The 16,893-nt window shown below is 40.6% G+C and carries 14 protein-coding genes and 2 pseudogenes; 15 read left to right on the top strand and 1 reads right to left on the bottom strand.

Translation table 11 applies throughout. The annotated features are described in order from the left end of the window. The first annotated feature begins 2 nt into the window (after positions 1–2). The 3 genes from CRO04_RS03240 to CRO04_RS03230 all read left to right on the top strand — a co-directional run bounded on the left by CRO04_RS03240 (position 3) and on the right by CRO04_RS03230 (position 3,536). The gene (locus CRO04_RS03240) at positions 3–851 is read left to right on the top strand and encodes a carbohydrate ABC transporter permease (RefSeq protein ID WP_097002794.1); all 849 of its coding nucleotides are present in this window, start codon (positions 3–5) and stop codon (positions 849–851) included. Between the two features lie 4 nt (positions 852–855). Then, complete coding sequence (locus CRO04_RS03235; protein ID WP_097002793.1) at positions 856–2,478, top strand: glycoside hydrolase family 43 protein; 1,623 nt, start codon at positions 856–858, stop codon at positions 2,476–2,478. Between the two features lie 65 nt (positions 2,479–2,543). Then, a complete protein-coding gene (locus tag CRO04_RS03230) occupies positions 2,544–3,536 on the top strand; it encodes an ArsR/SmtB family transcription factor (RefSeq protein ID WP_330400766.1) in 993 nt (330 codons plus the stop codon). Positions 3,537–3,602: 66 nt separating this feature from the next. Here the strand turns inward: CRO04_RS03230 and CRO04_RS03225 are convergent, their stop codons facing one another. Further along, on the bottom strand, positions 3,603–4,646 hold the full coding sequence (locus CRO04_RS03225; RefSeq protein WP_207654387.1) for a PocR ligand-binding domain-containing protein: 1,044 nt from the start codon (positions 4,644–4,646) through the stop codon (positions 3,603–3,605). 255 nt (positions 4,647–4,901) lie between these two features. Between CRO04_RS03225 and CRO04_RS03220 the strand changes: the two genes are divergently transcribed. The 12 genes and pseudogenes from CRO04_RS03220 to CRO04_RS03165 all read left to right on the top strand — a co-directional run bounded on the left by CRO04_RS03220 (position 4,902) and on the right by CRO04_RS03165 (position 16,806). Then, positions 4,902–5,162 (top strand): helix-turn-helix transcriptional regulator, encoded by a 261-nt coding sequence (locus CRO04_RS03220; RefSeq protein WP_097002791.1) that lies wholly within the window; start codon positions 4,902–4,904, stop codon positions 5,160–5,162. Then, positions 5,137–5,592: a peptide deformylase gene (gene def / locus CRO04_RS03215; RefSeq protein WP_097002790.1), complete on the top strand. Its 456-nt coding sequence runs from the start codon at positions 5,137–5,139 to the stop codon at positions 5,590–5,592. Before CRO04_RS03220 ends, def begins: the two co-directional genes overlap by 26 nt. 87 nt (positions 5,593–5,679) lie before the next feature. After that, complete coding sequence (gene vanR / locus CRO04_RS03210) at positions 5,680–6,378, top strand: VanR-ABDEGLN family response regulator transcription factor (protein ID WP_097002789.1); 699 nt, start codon at positions 5,680–5,682, stop codon at positions 6,376–6,378. Positions 6,379–6,391: 13 nt separating this feature from the next. Next, positions 6,392–7,491: pseudogene (gene vanS, locus CRO04_RS03205) on the top strand (vancomycin resistance histidine kinase VanS). A gap of 248 nt (positions 7,492–7,739) precedes the next feature. Further along, a pseudogene (locus CRO04_RS03200) lies at positions 7,740–8,015 on the top strand (M15 family metallopeptidase); the annotation flags it as partial. Positions 8,016–8,017: 2 nt separating this feature from the next. After that, positions 8,018–9,061, top strand: a complete 1,044-nt coding sequence (gene vanG / locus CRO04_RS03195) for a D-alanine--D-serine ligase VanG (protein ID WP_097002787.1) — start codon at positions 8,018–8,020, stop codon at positions 9,059–9,061. Positions 9,062–9,063: 2 nt separating this feature from the next. Next, a complete protein-coding gene (locus tag CRO04_RS03190) occupies positions 9,064–9,834 on the top strand; it encodes a M15 family metallopeptidase (RefSeq protein ID WP_097002786.1) in 771 nt (256 codons plus the stop codon). After that, a complete protein-coding gene (gene vanT, locus CRO04_RS03185; RefSeq protein ID WP_097002785.1) occupies positions 9,821–11,965 on the top strand; it encodes a serine racemase VanT catalytic subunit in 2,145 nt (714 codons plus the stop codon). The genes CRO04_RS03190 and vanT overlap by 14 nt, the downstream gene beginning before the upstream one ends. A gap of 121 nt (positions 11,966–12,086) precedes the next feature. Then, entirely contained in the window at positions 12,087–12,920 is an 834-nt protein-coding gene (locus tag CRO04_RS03180) for a methyl-accepting chemotaxis protein (protein ID WP_097003089.1), read from the top strand. A gap of 99 nt (positions 12,921–13,019) precedes the next feature. Further along, positions 13,020–13,964: an L-lactate dehydrogenase gene (locus tag CRO04_RS03175; protein WP_097002784.1), complete on the top strand. Its 945-nt coding sequence runs from the start codon at positions 13,020–13,022 to the stop codon at positions 13,962–13,964. A 72-nt stretch (positions 13,965–14,036) separates the two neighbouring features. After that, on the top strand, positions 14,037–14,990 hold the full coding sequence (locus tag CRO04_RS03170) for a tocopherol cyclase family protein (RefSeq protein WP_097002783.1): 954 nt from the start codon (positions 14,037–14,039) through the stop codon (positions 14,988–14,990). Positions 14,991–15,129: 139 nt separating this feature from the next. Further along, entirely contained in the window at positions 15,130–16,806 is a 1,677-nt protein-coding gene (locus CRO04_RS03165; protein ID WP_097002782.1) for a methyl-accepting chemotaxis protein, read from the top strand. Positions 16,807–16,893 lie beyond the last annotated feature (87 nt).

Genomic DNA, 16,893 nt, shown 5'->3' with positions numbered 1-16,893 from the left:
TTATGAATAATAATAAGAATAAACTCCTTTCCATACTGTCATCGGCAGTTTTTGCATTCCTCAGTCTTTTGGTGTTGTTTCCGGTCGTGGCAGGGGCTTTCGCTTCTTTTCGGCCCGGCAGAGAATTAATCCGGCGCGGACTCAGCATTAACCTGGATTTTTCCACATTGTCATTTAGCAACTATAGCTATCTTTTTTCCTGGAATGCGGATTCAAAAAAGTATTTCATGTGGTTTAAAAACAGCATGGTACTGACTCTGCTTACGGTAGTACTGACTCTGATTATCTGCTATTTTGTGGCATATGGTCTGTCCATGTATGATTACAGGCTGAAGAATATACTGTTCTTTCTGGTAATTGCAACCATGATGGTTCCCTTTGAAATCCTGATGCTGCCTCTGTATCAGGAGATGATAGATTTAAAACTGATTGATACGGCTGCAGGAGTCATTCTTCCCGGTCTATGCAGTGCCTCCACCATCTTTTTCTTCCGCCAGTATATGATTTCCCTGCCCAAGGAACTGCTGGATGCGGGACGGATCGATGGAGCCACTGAGTTCGGAATCTGTGTGAAGATCATGCTGCCATTAACCAAGCCGGCATTTGCAGCCATGGGGATTTTATGTGCTATGGGGTCATGGAATAACATGCTGTGGCCTATGATGGTATTTAGGGATTCGAAAAGATTTACGCTGCCCATCGGTCTGAATACTCTGCTGACGCCTTACGGTAATAACTATGATCTATTGATTGCAGGGTCCATGTTTGCAATTCTTCCGGTATTGGTAGTATTTTTATGCTTCCAGAGTTATTTTATTGAAGGTATGACAGCCGGTGCGGTAAAGGGGTGAGTGAATGGGAAATGAAAATAAAAAGATAAAAACAATTAAATTTGGTGCTGCAGTATTAGTTATGATACTGTTTCTGTCAGCCGGTATTGCTATTGCAGCAGGAGGCGCAAATGTACCGCCTAAACGGGTATCTGTGCATGATCCGTCCATAATCAGGGCCAGAAACGGAGAATATTATATTTTTGGCTCTCATCTGGCAGGCGCAAAATCAAAGGATCTGGTGGATTGGGAATCTCTTGGCAAGGATTATGAGAATGTTACGGATAACTGGATTTTTGGAAATATAAAAGAGAATCTGGCAGAATCATTTCGCTGGGCAGGTTATGATGACGGAGACTGTTCAGGTGGAAAATATGCTGTTTGGGCGCCGGATGTGATCTGGAATCCCTATTATATCAACGGAGACGGAACAAAAGGGGCATATATGATTTATTACAGTGCCTCTTCCACATGGCGCCGCTCCTGTATTGGTTATGCAGTATCACAGGACATAGAAGGACCTTATACCTATGTGGGCACAGTAGTCTATTCCGGTTTTACGAAAAACGGAAAGCCGGATGGAAACAGTCAAAGAAATACCCGTTGGGATACTGATGCCATTCATATAAAAAAACTGATTGATTCCGGAAGGTTGAAAAATGGTATAAGTCAAAAATGGTTTACGGCGGAAGAGTGGAACCATAACTATTGTCCCAACGCCATAGATCCCACATTATTTTTTGATGCAGAAGGCCAAAGGCTCTATATGGTCTATGGTTCCTGGTCCGGAGGAATCTATCTGCTGGAAATGGACCGGGAGACAGGAGATGCAAAGTATCCCGGAACGGATTCTGTTGATAAAATAAGCGGAAATTATGTGGACCGGTATTTTGGTATTCACCTGGCAGGCGGAAACCATCAGTCAGGGGAAGGACCGTATATTGTTTATGATGATGAAGCCGGATACTATTATTTATATGAGACATATGGAGCATTGACTGCCAATGGAGGCTATAACATGCGCATGTTCCGGTCAAAAGAGGTGACGGGGCCTTATCTGGATGCAGCAGGGAACAATGCAGCGGACAGTAATAGGAATAATGATCAGTATGGCGTTAAGCTGATTGGTAATTATAAGCTCTCCGGCACCAATACAGGATATAAAGCAGCCGGACATAACTCGGCATTAATAGATAAAGATGGGCAGCATTATCTGATTTACCACCAGAGGTTTGATCAGGGTACGGAATATCATGAGGTCCGGGTTCACCAGCAATTTCTCAATCAAAAGGGTTGGCCGGTGACGGCTGTATATGAGAACCGGAATGAAAAGGCAGGCCATTATCCGGACGGCGAAATTACTGGCACATATGAATTGATCAATCATGGTATGGATACTTCCCCTAAAATGATCAGTCCGCAATCAATTACATTATTGGCGGACGGAAGTATTATCGGTGACAGGGACGGTATATGGAAAAAAATGAAAGGTGACCGGTATGATTATATTACCATCAATATGGGGGGCACAGAATATCATGGCGTATTCTTTAAGCAGTATAACGAAAAGACACCGGCAGAACAGGTGATGACGTTTACTGCGGTTGGAGATAACAATACGTGCATATGGGGGAGCAGGAAGAAGTAAGCTGAACAGTATAATTGAAAAACAGTATTGTATGAAAACACGAATTCATGTATGATGATAATTAGATGAAAGAGATGGTTTTTCATAGTATACTGCGCATCTGCGCGAAAGGATTTGTTATGCTGCATATTAAAAATGTTGAGGAAGGGCTGAAGATTTATATCGCTCTGGGATCGGAACTTAGAATTAAGATTATAAAGCTTTTAATTGAGCATACCGAGCTGAATATGAATGAACTGGCGTCCAGTTTGGGAGTGACCAATGGAGCTTTGACCAGTCACATTAAGAAACTGGAGGACTGCGGCCTTATTTGCGTAATTTCAGAACACAATGGTCACGGGAACCAGAAAATATGCCGTGTGAATGTGGATAAATTACTGGTGGATATAGCTCCGAAACAAAGTGACGATGGGAAAAACACCTATACCACGGATATTAAAGTCGGATATTTTTCCGATTATGAGGTTCTGCCCACATGCGGTCTGGCCAGCAGCAGGACAATTATTGGAGAAGTGGATGATCCCCGTTATTTTGCCCACCCGGACCGGTATCAGGCTGACATTGTCTGGTTTACCAAAGGATACGTTGAATATGTAATCCCCAATCTGCTGCCTCCTCTTCAAAAAATCGATCAGATTACATTTTCTGTGGAAATCGGGAGTGAGGCACCTGGAATTAACAATGACTGGCCTTCCGATATTACCATCAGCATTAACAATGTGGAACTTGGAATGTGGACCAGTCCGGGGGATTTTGGCGATGTTCCGGGGATTTTTACTCCTGACTGGTGGTTCCCCAACTGGAACCAGTATGGTCTGCTTAAGATGATTGTGGTCAATCAGTATGGAACCTTTATTGATGGTTTAAAAATATCCTCCGTTACCATTGATGATTTAAAACTGGATAAACGCAGCCCCATCAGATTAAAATTCCAGGTAAAGGAAGATGCCGTAAATGCAGGCGGATTGACCATATTTGGAAGCACTTTTGGAAATTATAACCAGGATATTAAAGTCAGGGTTCATTATAGCCCGGTAAAAGGCAAGAGTGAAGACTGATATAGGAGATAGAACTAAAACCGGGAAATGATCGTCTGGAGGTGATCATTTCCCGGTGCTTTTTTATCAGGTATTTGCCATTTTATTTAATTCATTTGTTAAGGCTAAAACCTCTTCAATACTGGCTGTGGTTTCCTCAATTCCCGATGACTGCTGTTCGGTGTTTTTCATCGTGGAATCGGAAAACTGCAGTGTTTTCGTAATTGATTTTTGAATGTCTTCGGTCAGCTGAACCACTTTGGTTGCAGTATCTTTTGAATTCTGGGAAAGCTTTTGGATCTCAGTGGCAACGACTGCAAAGCCCTTTCCAGCCTCACCGGCCCGCGCCGCTTCAATCGAAGCGTTAAGACCTAACAGCTTCGTCTGATCTGCAATGCTTTTAATGGAATTAAGGATGACATTGATCTGCTCTGATATCTGTTTCACATTTACGATCTCTTTGTTCAGTTCATTCTGATTCTCAACCACTTGTATGGAGGATGCTGCCAGTTCTTCCATAGTCGACTCGATCACTGAAAATTGATCGACCAGATCCTTGCTCATAGATTTTAATTTGTATTTCTGATAACCGATCTGGGAAAGCGAGTTGGCAACAATAAAAAGAACTTCCGCCGCTGCGTGGATATTTTTTTCTGATGTAATGTTTACTTCATGAAGCGCATTTATGTATTGATCTTCATTGACTCCGATTTCTCTAGCAACACGCCTGAATTCCTCTTCATTAGGCTTTTTGCTTAAAATCTGTCCGCCCAGAATCGTACCGATCAGCTCACCTTCCACTATGATGGGTGCTGCAAAATCGATGAGGCCTGAATGGCATTTAAAGATATAAGGCCTTCCCAGTCTGGCTGCTTCCTGACCGCCACTTTTATGGGAGGCGGCACATCGGCTATCTCCAGTCTTCGTTGAATGCGTGTATTGTGCGCAAATTCTTGTGTAAGAGCTTGGATTTGTAACCGGATTTCCATCCCGGTCTACGGCGACGCTTGCAAGATTCATACTGTCTGCAAAATTATCAAGGAATTTTTGCAGCAGACTAATTTCCATTACATCTGAGAGATTGATTTCTGAAAGTGTTTTATAAACATTGTCATTGTTATCCATCTTCATAATATGTCCTCCGTGAATGTTGAAATTAATATAAAATGTTGAAAAATGTCGAAAGATTTTACATAAATTTTACCACAAAGCTGATGATTTGTATATATAATTTGAGGAAAAATTATCGATTGTGGTTCTTAATTGTGATTTTTTACCAATAAACAGACTTAACTGCTTCGGTCGGGGATGATGTAAGGTTGACTTTACAATTAAAACGTCATATACTCAATGTAAGGTCAACATGACAAGAAGAAAGGAACAAATATGAAAAACCGGATCAGGCAATTGAGGGAGGAAAAGGGACTCACTCAGGAACAGCTGGGCGAGCTGGTAGGAACCTCCAGACAGGCAATCAATGCAATTGAGACAGAGAAGTTTGAGCCATCCATATGGCTCGCTTATGACATTGCCAGTGTATTTGAACGTCCGATAGAGGATGTATTTCTATTTGAAGAAAGTGAAAGAAAATCAAGAGCTGATAAAAGCAGGGGGGATAAGAATGGCTGTCAGGAAACTAAGGTATAATGATGATGAGATTCTTCGGAAACGCTGTAAAGAAGTAATGGTTATAGATGACAGAATCAGACAGAACCTTGATGATATGCTGGAAACCCTGCATCACACAGAGAACGGAGCTGCCATAGCAGCCAATCAGGTGGGAATCTGTAAGAGACTGGTAGTGATTGATTACTGTGACTGCCTGTTAAAGCTGGTAAACCCGAGAATCATCGGGTGCAGCGGAGAGCAGGAGTGTATTGAAGGCTGTCTCAGCTTCCCCGACCGCTTTGTAAAGATTATCCGCCCGCAGAAAGTCACCATCGAGGCACTCGATGAGAACGGGAATGAGATCATGGTGACCGGAGAAGATGAACTGGCTAAATGCTTCTGCCATGAACTGGAGCATCTGGACGGAACCATATTTTTGGATAAAGCTATAGAAGAAGTAGAGCTTTAATTATAGGAAAATTGCATTTTAAAGACCGGATGTGATACACTAATCAAAAAGACCAGTGTGGTGACCAGGAGGCGGGTGAGTTATAATATGAACGAAAGTATTTTGATTGTAGATGACGAAAAAGAAATAGCCGACTTAATTGAAGTGTATCTTAAAAATGACGGATATCAGGTTTTTAAATATTATAATGGTATGGCGGCCTTAAAGTGTATTGAATCAACAAAACTGGATATGGCGATTTTAGATGTCATGCTCCCGGATATTGACGGATTCCATATTTGTCAGAAAATCCGTGAAAAACATTTTTATCCTATTATCATGTTGACTGCAAAGGTTGAAGATACAGATAAAATAATGGGGCTGACTATTGGTGCGGATGATTATATCACAAAACCTTTTAATCCGTTAGAGGTCGTTGCAAGAGTAAAAACACAATTAAGGCGTTATGTTCGATACAACAATGTTTCGGAGCAGCAGCCTGCAGAGACAAACGAATACGATATAAAAGGGCTGATTATCAATAAAGAAACACATAAGTGTACTTTGTTTGATAAAGACATTGCACTGACTCCAATAGAGTTCTCTGTTCTTTGGTTTTTGTGTGAAAATCAGGGAAAAGTGGTTTCTTCCGAGAAACTGTTTGAGAACGTTTGGGGAGAAAAATATCTCGACAACAACAATACCGTTATGGCACACATCGGAAGATTGAGGGAAAAGCTCCAGGAACCTGCCAAAAATCCAAGATTTATAAAAACTGTATGGGGGGTTGGATATACGATTGAATAATAATGAACGAATAATGCAAAATAATAAGCGCCACAGTAAATTATCCCGCAGACTGCTTCTTCAATATTTTCTGGCGGTAATTGTCTATATTGTGTTTCTGGTGCTGTCTGTGTTTATTGCAAGTTGGTTTAGTTCCTTGTTTAACTGGGATGGTAATAACCTTGTTTATAGAGCTTTGCGGTTAATAAGGATTCACATTACAGGTCTTGTGGGAATATTAACTTTGATTGGCTGGATTCTGATCACCTATTACTTCATATCCAAACCTCTCCGCTATCTGGATGAAATAGTATCTGCAGCCGAACAATTAGCATCTCCGGCGATAGAACCAATCGTTTTGCCGGCTGCAATGGCTAACACCCAACACGAATTGAATCTGGTACGGGAAAAGGCGTTAAGAGACGCGAGAGCTGCAAAAGATGCGGAACAACGGAAAAACGACCTCGTTGTTTACCTTGCCCATGATTTAAAAACGCCATTAACATCTGTTATAGGATATTTGACACTGTTGCGTGAAGAAAGTCAGATTTCAGAAGAACTCAGAGAAAAATATTTATCCATAGCACTTGATAAAGCGGAACGCCTTGAAGATTTAATAAATGAATTTTTTGAAATAACAAGATTTAATCTTACTAACATATCACTTCAATATAGCAGAGTGAATATGACCCGTCTGCTTGAACAGCTTACATTTGAGTTCAAGCCGATGATGACTAATAAAAATTTAAAATGCAAACTCATTGCTGCTGCGGATATTATGGTAAAATGCGATGCAAATAAAATACAGAGGGTATTAGATAATCTTTTGCGAAATGCTGTCTTTTATAGCTTTGATCATACTGATATTGAAATTTCAGTCGTTCAGAACAATACGGAAACAATAATAAAGTTTGTAAACCACGGGGAAACAATTTCAAAAGAAAAGCTTGAACGAATATTTGAACAGTTTTACCGGCTTGATACTTCCCGCAGTTCAAATAGTGGGGGAGCAGGACTGGGACTTGCCATAGCGAAAGAGATTGTTGAGTTTCATCATGGAACAATAACCGCAAAAAGTAAAGATGAGATGATTGAGTTTGAGGTTAAACTTCCCGTTTCGTAGGAAAATCGTAAGAGATTTAACATGAAAAATTGAGAAAATTGTGGGGTCAAACGAAAAAAGAGCATTCTTATTCTTGATACAATGATTGTGTCAGGGTGAGAATGCTTTTTTATTTTGACAAATATTTGCAAAGGAGAACTTAATATGCCCCGAAATGTTACTTACACCCGAAAGCGAAAAAGGAGGACCGGTATCTGACTTTGGTAAATAAATGGAATCCGATACAAAGTGAGAATGATATAGAAGTAAATGAACACTCTGGGTAGCTGTTCCTGGCACCAGCGAGCATCAGCTTGGACTTGCTGTTGATATTAATGCTGACGGTATTCATTCTGTGGGTACTGATGTCTATAGGTGGCTTAAGAAAAATGCGCATCTATATGGATTCATTCTCCGATATCCGCCAGAAAAGACAGATTTGACTGGAGTTTCCAATGAACCATGGCATTATCGCTATGTTGGTGTTGATGCCGCTGCTGAAATATTCAATAAAGGTATCTGCCTTGAAGAATATATAGAAACGAAAGGAAAATAAAAATGCAAAAGAATAGAATAGCAGTAATATTTGGAGGGCATTCAACAGAATATGAAGTGTCATTACAGTCGGCATTTTCCATTCTTAAAAACTTGAATGTTGAGAAGTATGATATTGTCCCTATTGGAATCACACAACAAGGTAATTGGTATCATTACAGCGGCAATTTTAATAAAATACCTGATAATACCTGGATTGAAGATTCCAGTAATCTTATTCCTGTTGTAGTTTCGCAAAATCGGACAACAGGCGGCATTATAGAGTTTGTGCAGGGCGAAAGCAGGGTGATAAAACTTAATTTTGCTTTTCCCGTACTGCACGGCAGGTACGGAGAAGATGGAACGGTACAAGGATTGTTTGAGCTTGCAGGCATACCGGTAATCGGCTGTAATATGCTCTCTTCCGCACTGTGTATGGATAAAGATATGGCACATCGGCTTGTTTGTGCCGCAGGTATTGCAGTTCCAAAATCAATGGTATTTAAGCAGCCTGTTAATTATGAACTGCTGAAAAAATCATCGGAACTTACCTATCCGCTTTTTGTAAAGCCAGTCAGGGCAGGTTCGTCGTTTGGTATAACTAAAATATATAATGAAACTGAGTTACAACAGGCAGTTGACGCTGCGTTTGAACACGATGATGCGGTTATCATTGAAGAAAACATCCCAGGATTTGAGGTGGGCTGTGCTGTTTTAGGTATAGATGATTTAATGATAGGTAAAGTTGACGAAATAGAACTGACTGACGGATTTTTTGATTATACTGAAAAATACACCTTGAAAACTTCTAAAATTTATATGCCTGCCAGAATAGATTCCGCATGTGAAAAACGAATACAGGAAACGGCAGAAACAATTTATAAAACGCTTGGTTGTTCTGGATTTGCAAGAGTTGACATGTTCCTGAAACCAAACGGCGAAATTGTTTTTAACGAGGTTAATACAATCCCCGGGTTTACATCTCATAGCCGATATCCAAATATGATGAAAGGAATTGGTATGTCCTTTGAAGAAATTCTGGACAAACTGATTGGGTTGTATATATAACGATGACCACTATTACATTATCAAATAAAGAAATACATGCTGGAAATCTGATTCTTGTAAATGCAAAATACCCGGTACAGAACGTTGATGGAACGGATTTAACGCCGGCCACCGCAGAATATCCCAATATTCTTATGATGCGGAAAGCTGCCAATGTTTTTCAGCTTATTTTTGAAAAGATCGGCTGCTCAAATGAAATTGTTCCTGTAAGTGGATACCGCTCTGCAAATGAGCAGACAAAAATATATGAAACCTCTCGTCAGGAAAGCGGAGAGGATTTCACACGAAAATTTGTAGCACTTCCATATCATAGTGAGCATCAGACGGGACTTGCTATTGACCTGGGATTAAAAAAAGATGAAATTGATTTTATTTGTCCTGAATTTCCGTATGAAGGTATTTGTGATAAGTTTCGTAGAATTGCTCCTCATTATGGATTTATAGAACGATACCCCAGCGGTAAAGAACAAATTACGGGTATTGCTCATGAACCCTGGCATTTTCGATATGTGGGATACCCTCATTCCCAAATTATGATTGAAAAAAAATTAACTCTGGAAGAATACATTGATTTTATCAAACAATTTCCAGGCAATGGGAAGCGCTTACTGACACATATGAATGATAAAAGTATCGAAGTTTATTATGTTATGGCTGCTAAAGGGGCAAAAACGACATTTTCTCTGCCAGAAAAAGCAGTATATCTGGTGTCGGGAAATAACATCGATGGTTTTATTGTGACACTTTGGAGGAACAGGAATGAATCATACTAAATATTATAAGGGGATTGATATTTTTAGAGTTGTTGCAGCTTTTTTGATAATCGCAATTCATACCTCCCCCTTATCTTCATACAGCCAAACAGGCGATTTTATACTTACCCGGATAATATCCCGCGTTGCTGTGCCTTTTTTTCTTATGACTTCGGGATTTTTTCTTATTTCTAAATACAATTATAATGACGATAAGCTAAGGGCTTTTGTTAAAAAAACGGTACTTATATATGCGGTTTCTATTGTCATTTACATTCCCATAAATATCTATAATGGCTATTTTGCAATGGATCATCTGCTGCCCAACATCATAAAAGATCTTCTGTTTGATGGAACGCTGTATCATTTGTGGTATCTTCCTGCGTCTGTTATCGGTGCAATGCTTGCATGGTTATTCGTAAAAAAGACAGGTTTCAAAAAAGCATTGATGATTACTTCGGCTTTCTATGTGATTGGCTTATTTGGTGACAGCTATTATGGGATCTCTGAAAAATTACCTTTGTTAAAAGCGTTTTATGGTTACGTTTTTCAGGTGTCAGACTATACGAGGAACGGAGTATTCTTTGCTCCCGTGTTCTTTGTGCTTGGCGGTATGATTGCCGATAAGCCTTTTCGTACTTCATTGAAAAAAAGCCTGATTGGCCTTTTAGTCTCTGTCCTGTTATTGTTTAGTGAAGGGCTGTTGCTGCACAGGTTAGGAGTGCAGAGGCACGACAGTATGTATATTCTTCTCCTGCCGTGTATGTATTTCCTGTTTCATACTCTGACCTTTTGGAAAGGACATCAAAGAGCATTCTTAAGAACAGCAACACTGGTCATTTATATAATTCATCCAATGATGATTGTTGTCGTTCGTTTGTTTGCTAAGCTGCTTGGATTACAAACATTGCTTGTTGAAAACAGTGTTGTGCATTATCTGGCAGTCAGTATTACATCCACTTCATTTGCAGTATTGTCTGTTCTGGCGCTTTATAAAGTTAAGAATAGTAATACGAAAACAAAAGCAAGTGTCATAAATAAAGAAAGAGCCTGGATAGAAATTGATTTAAATAATTTAAGTCATAATGTTAAAGTTTTAAGAAAAGCGATGCCTGAAGGTTGTGAGTTGATGGCAGTCGTAAAGGCAGACGCTTACGGACACGGAAGTTTTGAAGTATCTGCGGCTGTCAGCCGCATGGGAGTAAAATCGTTTGCGGTTGCTGCTATTGATGAAGGTATTGCGTTACGCCGACATGGAATTGAGGGAGAAATATTAATTCTTGGCTATACAAATCCTGCACGAGCCAGAGAACTTTATAAATACAAACTTACGCAGACATTGATTAGCTTAGAGTATGCAGGCTTTCTGGCTAATCAGGGATATAAGATTAAGACACACATAAAAGTTGACACAGGAATGCACCGTCTTGGATTTGCAGCCAGTGATGTTGATGACATTTTAAAGGTGCTTAGGGACAAGAAAATATATGTATGCGGTATTTTTACCCATCTTTGTGTTTCAGACAGTCTTAAAGCGGAAGATGTCAGCTTTACGAAAATGCAGATTTCCAGCTTTTATCAACTGCTTGAACGTATAAGAATGGCTGGTATAGAGCCTCCCCCAATTCATATACAGAGCAGTTATGGACTCTTAAATTACCCGGAGCTAAAATGTGATTATGTGCGGGCTGGAATAGCGTTATACGGAGTTTTAAGTTCTCCCCATGACAATCCTCATTTACATCTTGATTTACGGCCTGTTCTTTCATTAAAGTCACAAGTTATACTTATGAGGGCTGTAAGAAGCGGTGAAAGCGTTGGCTATGGGAGATCATTTGTTGCAAAAAGAGACAGCCTGATTGCAATCCTTTCTATAGGGTATGCGGATGGTGTTCCAAGAAATCTGTCCAGTGAAAATGGAGAAGTTTTAATCGGGGGTTATACAGTCCCTATTGTGGGAAGAATTTGTATGGATCAACTTGCTGTTGATGTAACTGACATACGGGATGTTGCTGTTGGAATGACTGCAACATTAATTGGTACAGATAATAGTAATAGTTTATCTGCTGTTATGGTTGCAGACAAGGCAGGTACCATAACGAATGAGTTATTAAGCAGAATGGGAACAAGAATAATTCGTTCCATAACATAAAAAGCAGTTTTATTGACATAAATCATGGAATGTAATAAAATAAGTAATATGCTTGGAATTCATCATCCTGTTACATATGGGCAGGAACCAGATGATTTCAAAAAAAGGGGGATTACGAAAGATGGACAGTTCAGTGACTGGAAATGAAATACTGGATTCTTTTTATTCTGTTATACCATATTTAATGAATTTATTTGATGATGATGTATCTTTTGCATTAACCGATACAGAGAAGTTCATTACAGTAAGAAATGGCAGTAAGCTGAAATTTCATATTAATCCCGGTGACATTGTTCCTGCAGGAGGAGCAATCAGGGAGGCATTAGATTTTGGCAGAGTGATTATAAAAGATGTGCCTGCAGCTGTATATGGCATTCCATTCAAATCCTATGCAGTTCCCATAACCGAAAAGAACAAGGTGATTGGTGTCCTGACTTTAGGAAGAAGTCTGGAAAAGAGGAACAACTTAATTGAATTGATCAACAGGCTGACGGATGGTGCTAACCAGATTACCGAATCTACCAATGATGTGAGCAAGGGAATTGAACAGCTTAAGGATATGAACGGTGAGATATCGGTTAAAGTGTCAGAAGCCAATGAAAGTACAAAGAATACAGATTCCATTCTGGATTTTGTTAAGGACGTGGCAACCCAGTCCAATTTACTGGGACTGAATGCAGCCATTGAGGCAGCAAGGGCGGGAGAAGCAGGAAGAGGCTTTTCCGTAGTCGCAGGAGAGATCCGTAAGATGTCGGCCTCCACCAGCGAATCCATCGGTCAGATCGACGGAGTGTTGAAAAGTATCAATGCCTCCATTACCACGATTAACACCCGGATCAACGAATCCAATCGGATTTTTACAAAGGAAACGGAAGAATTTCAAAAGATACTCAATTCCATTGAGGAATTAAACGGAACAGCAAAGCAGCTGGAATCACTTCTTGAGCATCTGTAAAGCCGCTAAAGAGATAGAGATAGAGCCAAAGGAGGCACTATCTCTATTTTATGTAATAAAAATCAGTTATTATGACACCGTTCAGAGAGGGAATAACACATGAAGATCAAAAAATCAAAAGTAGCTGTTGTAGGTTGCGGACTGGTAGGGTCCTCCACTGCATTCAGCCTGGTAACCCAGGGAGTTTGTGACGAAATTTTAATGATTGATATCAACGAAGAAAGAGCATTGGGCGAGGTACTTGATTTAAGGGATACAATCAAATATCTGGACCGTAATGTGAAAGTGCGTACAGCCAGTTATTCAGATTGCTCGGATGTGGATATCATGGTAATTACAGCAGGAGCGCCACCCCAGAAAGGACAGACCAGACTGGATACGCTGGAGGTCAGTGCCAAAATTGTAAAAACCATCGTTGAACCTGTCATGGCAAGTGGTTTTGATGGAATTTTCATTGTAGTATCCAATCCGGTTGATATCATTGCCCACTATGTTTATAAGCTGTCCGGACTTCCAAAGAATCAGGTAATCGGTACAGGCAGCTCCTTAGATACGTCAAGACTTCAGAATTTTATAGCAGAGCTGGTGAACGTGGATCCCAGAAGTGTCTATGCCTATTCCATGGGAGAACACGGAGATTCCCAGATGGTTCCCTGGTCTATTGTGACCGTAGCCGGCAAATCATTCAATGATATCATTCATGATAATAAAGATCTTGTGGGTGACGTAGATCTTGATGAAATTGTAAAGAAGACAACCAGGGAAGGCTGGGAGATCTATAATAGGAAAGGAACTACCTATTATGGAATAGCTACGGCATGTGCCGGAATCATAAAGGCAATTCTTTACGATGAGAACCGTATTATTCCAGTATCCACGTTACTGGAGGGAGAATATGGGGAGACGGATGTCTTTGCAGGAGTGCCCACGATCTTAAACCGTACCGGTGCCGCAGATATACTGGAGATCCATATGACGGACGAGGAACTGGATAAGTTTCATCAGTCTGTGGAGATACTTCGCAATAATTTTATATTTAGCTGATTTTCCTGACTATGATCTGGCATATCTGGCAACCATATGATTAGACGATGGAAGTCAGGAGGATTGCGCTAAATGCCAGATGTAAAAACCAGCTTCGCAGTATTCAGAGACAGCATGAGAGATATCTGTATGAATCTTTGTTGTATAAAAAAACGGAAATTTTTTGCAGGCTGGTACTTTAAAATGCAGAACAAAGATACGGTTCTTGCACTGATTCCCGGACTTAGCATGGATGGCAGGGGGAAAAGCTATCCCTTTGTTCAGGTCATATGGAACGAAAGAGCCTGCTGTCTTGATTTTAAGGAAGAGGATTTCCTGATTGACCGAAGGCAGCAGATGATTATGCTGGATAATAACATTTTTTCCCGAAAAGGGGTAAAGGTGAATATAAAGACAGAGGAACTTTCACTGCAGGGAATTGTACGTTTTGGTCCTGTCACCCCAATCCGGTATTCTATTATGGGGCCCTTTCAGATCATGCCTTTTATGGAATGCAAGCATGAGATCATCAGCATGTCACACAGGCTGTCGGGAAAGATCAGACTGAACGGCAGGATTGTGGATTTTAGCGGAGGGCTGGGTTATATAGAAGGAGATAAGGGAAAGTCATTTCCGGAAAGTTATCTTTGGCTCCAGTGCAATGACTTTTTGGAAAATGCTTCTGTTTTGGTTTCTGTGGCTATAATTCCATGGCTGGGAATCCGGTTTGAAGGCTGTATCTGCGTTATCATGTATCAGGGGAAAGAATACAGGTTTGCGACCTATTTAGGAGCAAGGGTGGTGAGTAAAAGAGAGACTGCTGTGATTATAAAACAGCGAACCTATGTTTTGAAAGTATTCCTCTCCAACCAGAACCGAAAGGACGAGAAACGATTTGCACATAAACTATTGGCGCCCAATCAGGGGGCAATGAGCCGGTTAATCAAGGAAGAGCATCTTGTGCGGGGCAGATTTCTGCTGTATAAAGGAGAAGAAGTTATCTTTGATCTGTCCAGCAGCTCTGTTAGTTTTGAGGCTGATTTATAACACGACGAGTTGTTATCTTACAATTTGTTAAGATAATAGCTCGTTTTCTGAATGAATATTAAGTTGGAATTGGGTTTTTCCGTTGCTATAATAGAATTAGAAGTACATTACAATAACAAACCGAAAGAGGGGATTTGAGATGAAGAAAGCAGGAAAATTAAGTATTTCTACGAGGCTGAAATGGGTATTTGCAATTCTGGTTTTTATTATTTTTCTATCTTCCGTCTTTTCGCTGGTGAGCTTTCGTAACATTGGCAATAATATGACAACGTTCTACCGCGTTCAGTATGAGACAACGAAAAAACAAATGGAGATACGAAAAGATGTTCAGACGATTAATAAACGGATCCTCTGGGCCGCCATTTGTGAAGATAATTCTGTGACTGCAGAACAAAAAGCTGATATAGAAGGCAGATATGAAAAAATAGTAAAATACATAGGAGTGATAAAGGAAAATCTGAAGGATAAACAGACGGGGGATGCTCTCGATCAGGCATTTGCTGATTTTCAGAAAGATACCGCAGCTCTGATATCCATGCTGGAGAAAAATGATACAAAAGGTGCAGTAAAATATTATCAGACTACATTTAACGACGCATCGGAGGTATTGGCTGATGCACTGGATCAGACTGGTACTCAGGCAGATGAGGCGGCACTTGCCAAATACACAAACAGCCAGAGGGTTCAGAATCTGGCAACCGTATGTCTGGCATTCTTTTCCCTTATATCCCTTGGTATTGCGCTGCTGATGGGAAAACGTCTGACAAAATCCATTGCTGTTCCGTTAAAAGAGATCCAGAATGCAGCGAAGGAGTTTGCAAAAGGAAATTTACATACACAGATTGCCTGTGAATCCGATGATGAGATCGGACAGGCGGCACGGGGGCTGAGAGATTCCATGGAGAAGATCCGCTGCTATATTATGGAAATTGACACTGTGATGGAGCAGATGGCAGGAGGCAATTTTAATGTTGACTTTTCCAATGAGTTTATCGGAGATTTCAGTAATATTGAAACCTCCCTGCATCGTTTTACGGAAAAAATATCCAGAAGTTTTGCAGAAATGAATCATGCAGCCAATCAGGTATCTGATGGTTCCAGCCAGATATCAGAGTCTGCCCGGATTTTGGCGGTAGGAGCTGAAAACCAGGCGGGTATCGCAAACGAATTATCAGAGTCTGTCTCCCGTATCACAGAGCAGATTGGTGGAAATGCGGAATTGTCAAAGGCGATTCAGTTGGAAATGGAGAGGATTGCACGGGATATTTATACAGAGAACCAGAATATGAAAGAAATGGTTGCTGCCATGAGCAGTATAAAGAAAACCTCTGAGGAAATCAGTAAGATGATTGTAACCATTGATGATATTGCCATGCAGACCAATCTTCTTGCATTAAATGCTTCTATCGAGGCTGCAAGGGCTGGAGAAGCAGGGAAAGGGTTTGCTGTCGTGGCTGGTCAGGTCAGTCTTTTAGCAAGCCAGAGTAAAGATGCAGCAAAGAACTCTTCTGACTTAATTGAGGCATCTTTAAAAGCAGTGGAAGAGGGAACCGTTCTCGCAGACCGGGCAGCCGTCAATTTAGATGGAGTATCAAAGGAAAGCAGTCAGATTATGGATAAGGTCCGAAGCATAGCAAACGCTTCCCAGGATCAGGCCAAATTTGCTAAAATGATTGAGAATGGAATCGGCCAGATTTCCATGGAGGTAGATAACAGCGCAGCATCTGCGGAAGAAAATTCCGCTTCCAGCCAGGAGCTTGCCGGACAGGCACAGAATCTAAAAGCGTTACTTGGTCAGTTCCGGCTGAAAAGATAAATAAAAAAACGATACACGGGTTTGATCAGGCCTGTGTATCGTTTTTTTTATGGAATGAAAATAATGACAAACAGTATATAACAGTTG

Source organism: Lacrimispora amygdalina, assembly GCF_900205965.1.
Lineage (GTDB): Bacteria > Bacillota > Clostridia > Lachnospirales > Lachnospiraceae > Lacrimispora > Lacrimispora amygdalina_A.
Note: the sequence above shows the minus strand (reverse complement) of the source record. Positions and strands in the feature narration are given on the sequence as shown.

Excerpts from the sequence above, each read along its gene's own strand:
- CRO04_RS03240 (WP_097002794.1), top strand. The coding sequence starts at position 3 with ATGAATAATAATAAGAATAAACTCCTTTCCATACTGTCATCGGCAGTT.
- CRO04_RS03180 (WP_097003089.1), top strand. The coding sequence starts at position 12,087 with ATGGACAGTTCAGTGACTGGAAATGAAATACTGGATTCTTTTTATTCT.
- CRO04_RS03175 (WP_097002784.1), top strand. The coding sequence starts at position 13,020 with ATGAAGATCAAAAAATCAAAAGTAGCTGTTGTAGGTTGCGGACTGGTA.
- CRO04_RS03230 (WP_330400766.1), top strand. The coding sequence starts at position 2,544 with ATGAAAGAGATGGTTTTTCATAGTATACTGCGCATCTGCGCGAAAGGA.
- CRO04_RS03190 (WP_097002786.1), top strand. The coding sequence starts at position 9,064 with ATGACCACTATTACATTATCAAATAAAGAAATACATGCTGGAAATCTG.
- CRO04_RS03220 (WP_097002791.1), top strand. The coding sequence starts at position 4,902 with ATGAAAAACCGGATCAGGCAATTGAGGGAGGAAAAGGGACTCACTCAG.
- CRO04_RS03235 (WP_097002793.1), top strand. The coding sequence starts at position 856 with ATGGGAAATGAAAATAAAAAGATAAAAACAATTAAATTTGGTGCTGCA.
- vanR (WP_097002789.1), top strand. The coding sequence starts at position 5,680 with ATGAACGAAAGTATTTTGATTGTAGATGACGAAAAAGAAATAGCCGAC.
- CRO04_RS03170 (WP_097002783.1), top strand. The coding sequence starts at position 14,037 with ATGCCAGATGTAAAAACCAGCTTCGCAGTATTCAGAGACAGCATGAGA.
- CRO04_RS03165 (WP_097002782.1), top strand. The coding sequence starts at position 15,130 with ATGAAGAAAGCAGGAAAATTAAGTATTTCTACGAGGCTGAAATGGGTA.
- def (WP_097002790.1), top strand. The coding sequence starts at position 5,137 with ATGGCTGTCAGGAAACTAAGGTATAATGATGATGAGATTCTTCGGAAA.
- CRO04_RS03225 (WP_207654387.1), bottom strand. The coding sequence starts at position 4,646 with ATGAAGATGGATAACAATGACAATGTTTATAAAACACTTTCAGAAATC.
- vanT (WP_097002785.1), top strand. The coding sequence starts at position 9,821 with ATGAATCATACTAAATATTATAAGGGGATTGATATTTTTAGAGTTGTT.
- vanG (WP_097002787.1), top strand. The coding sequence starts at position 8,018 with ATGCAAAAGAATAGAATAGCAGTAATATTTGGAGGGCATTCAACAGAA.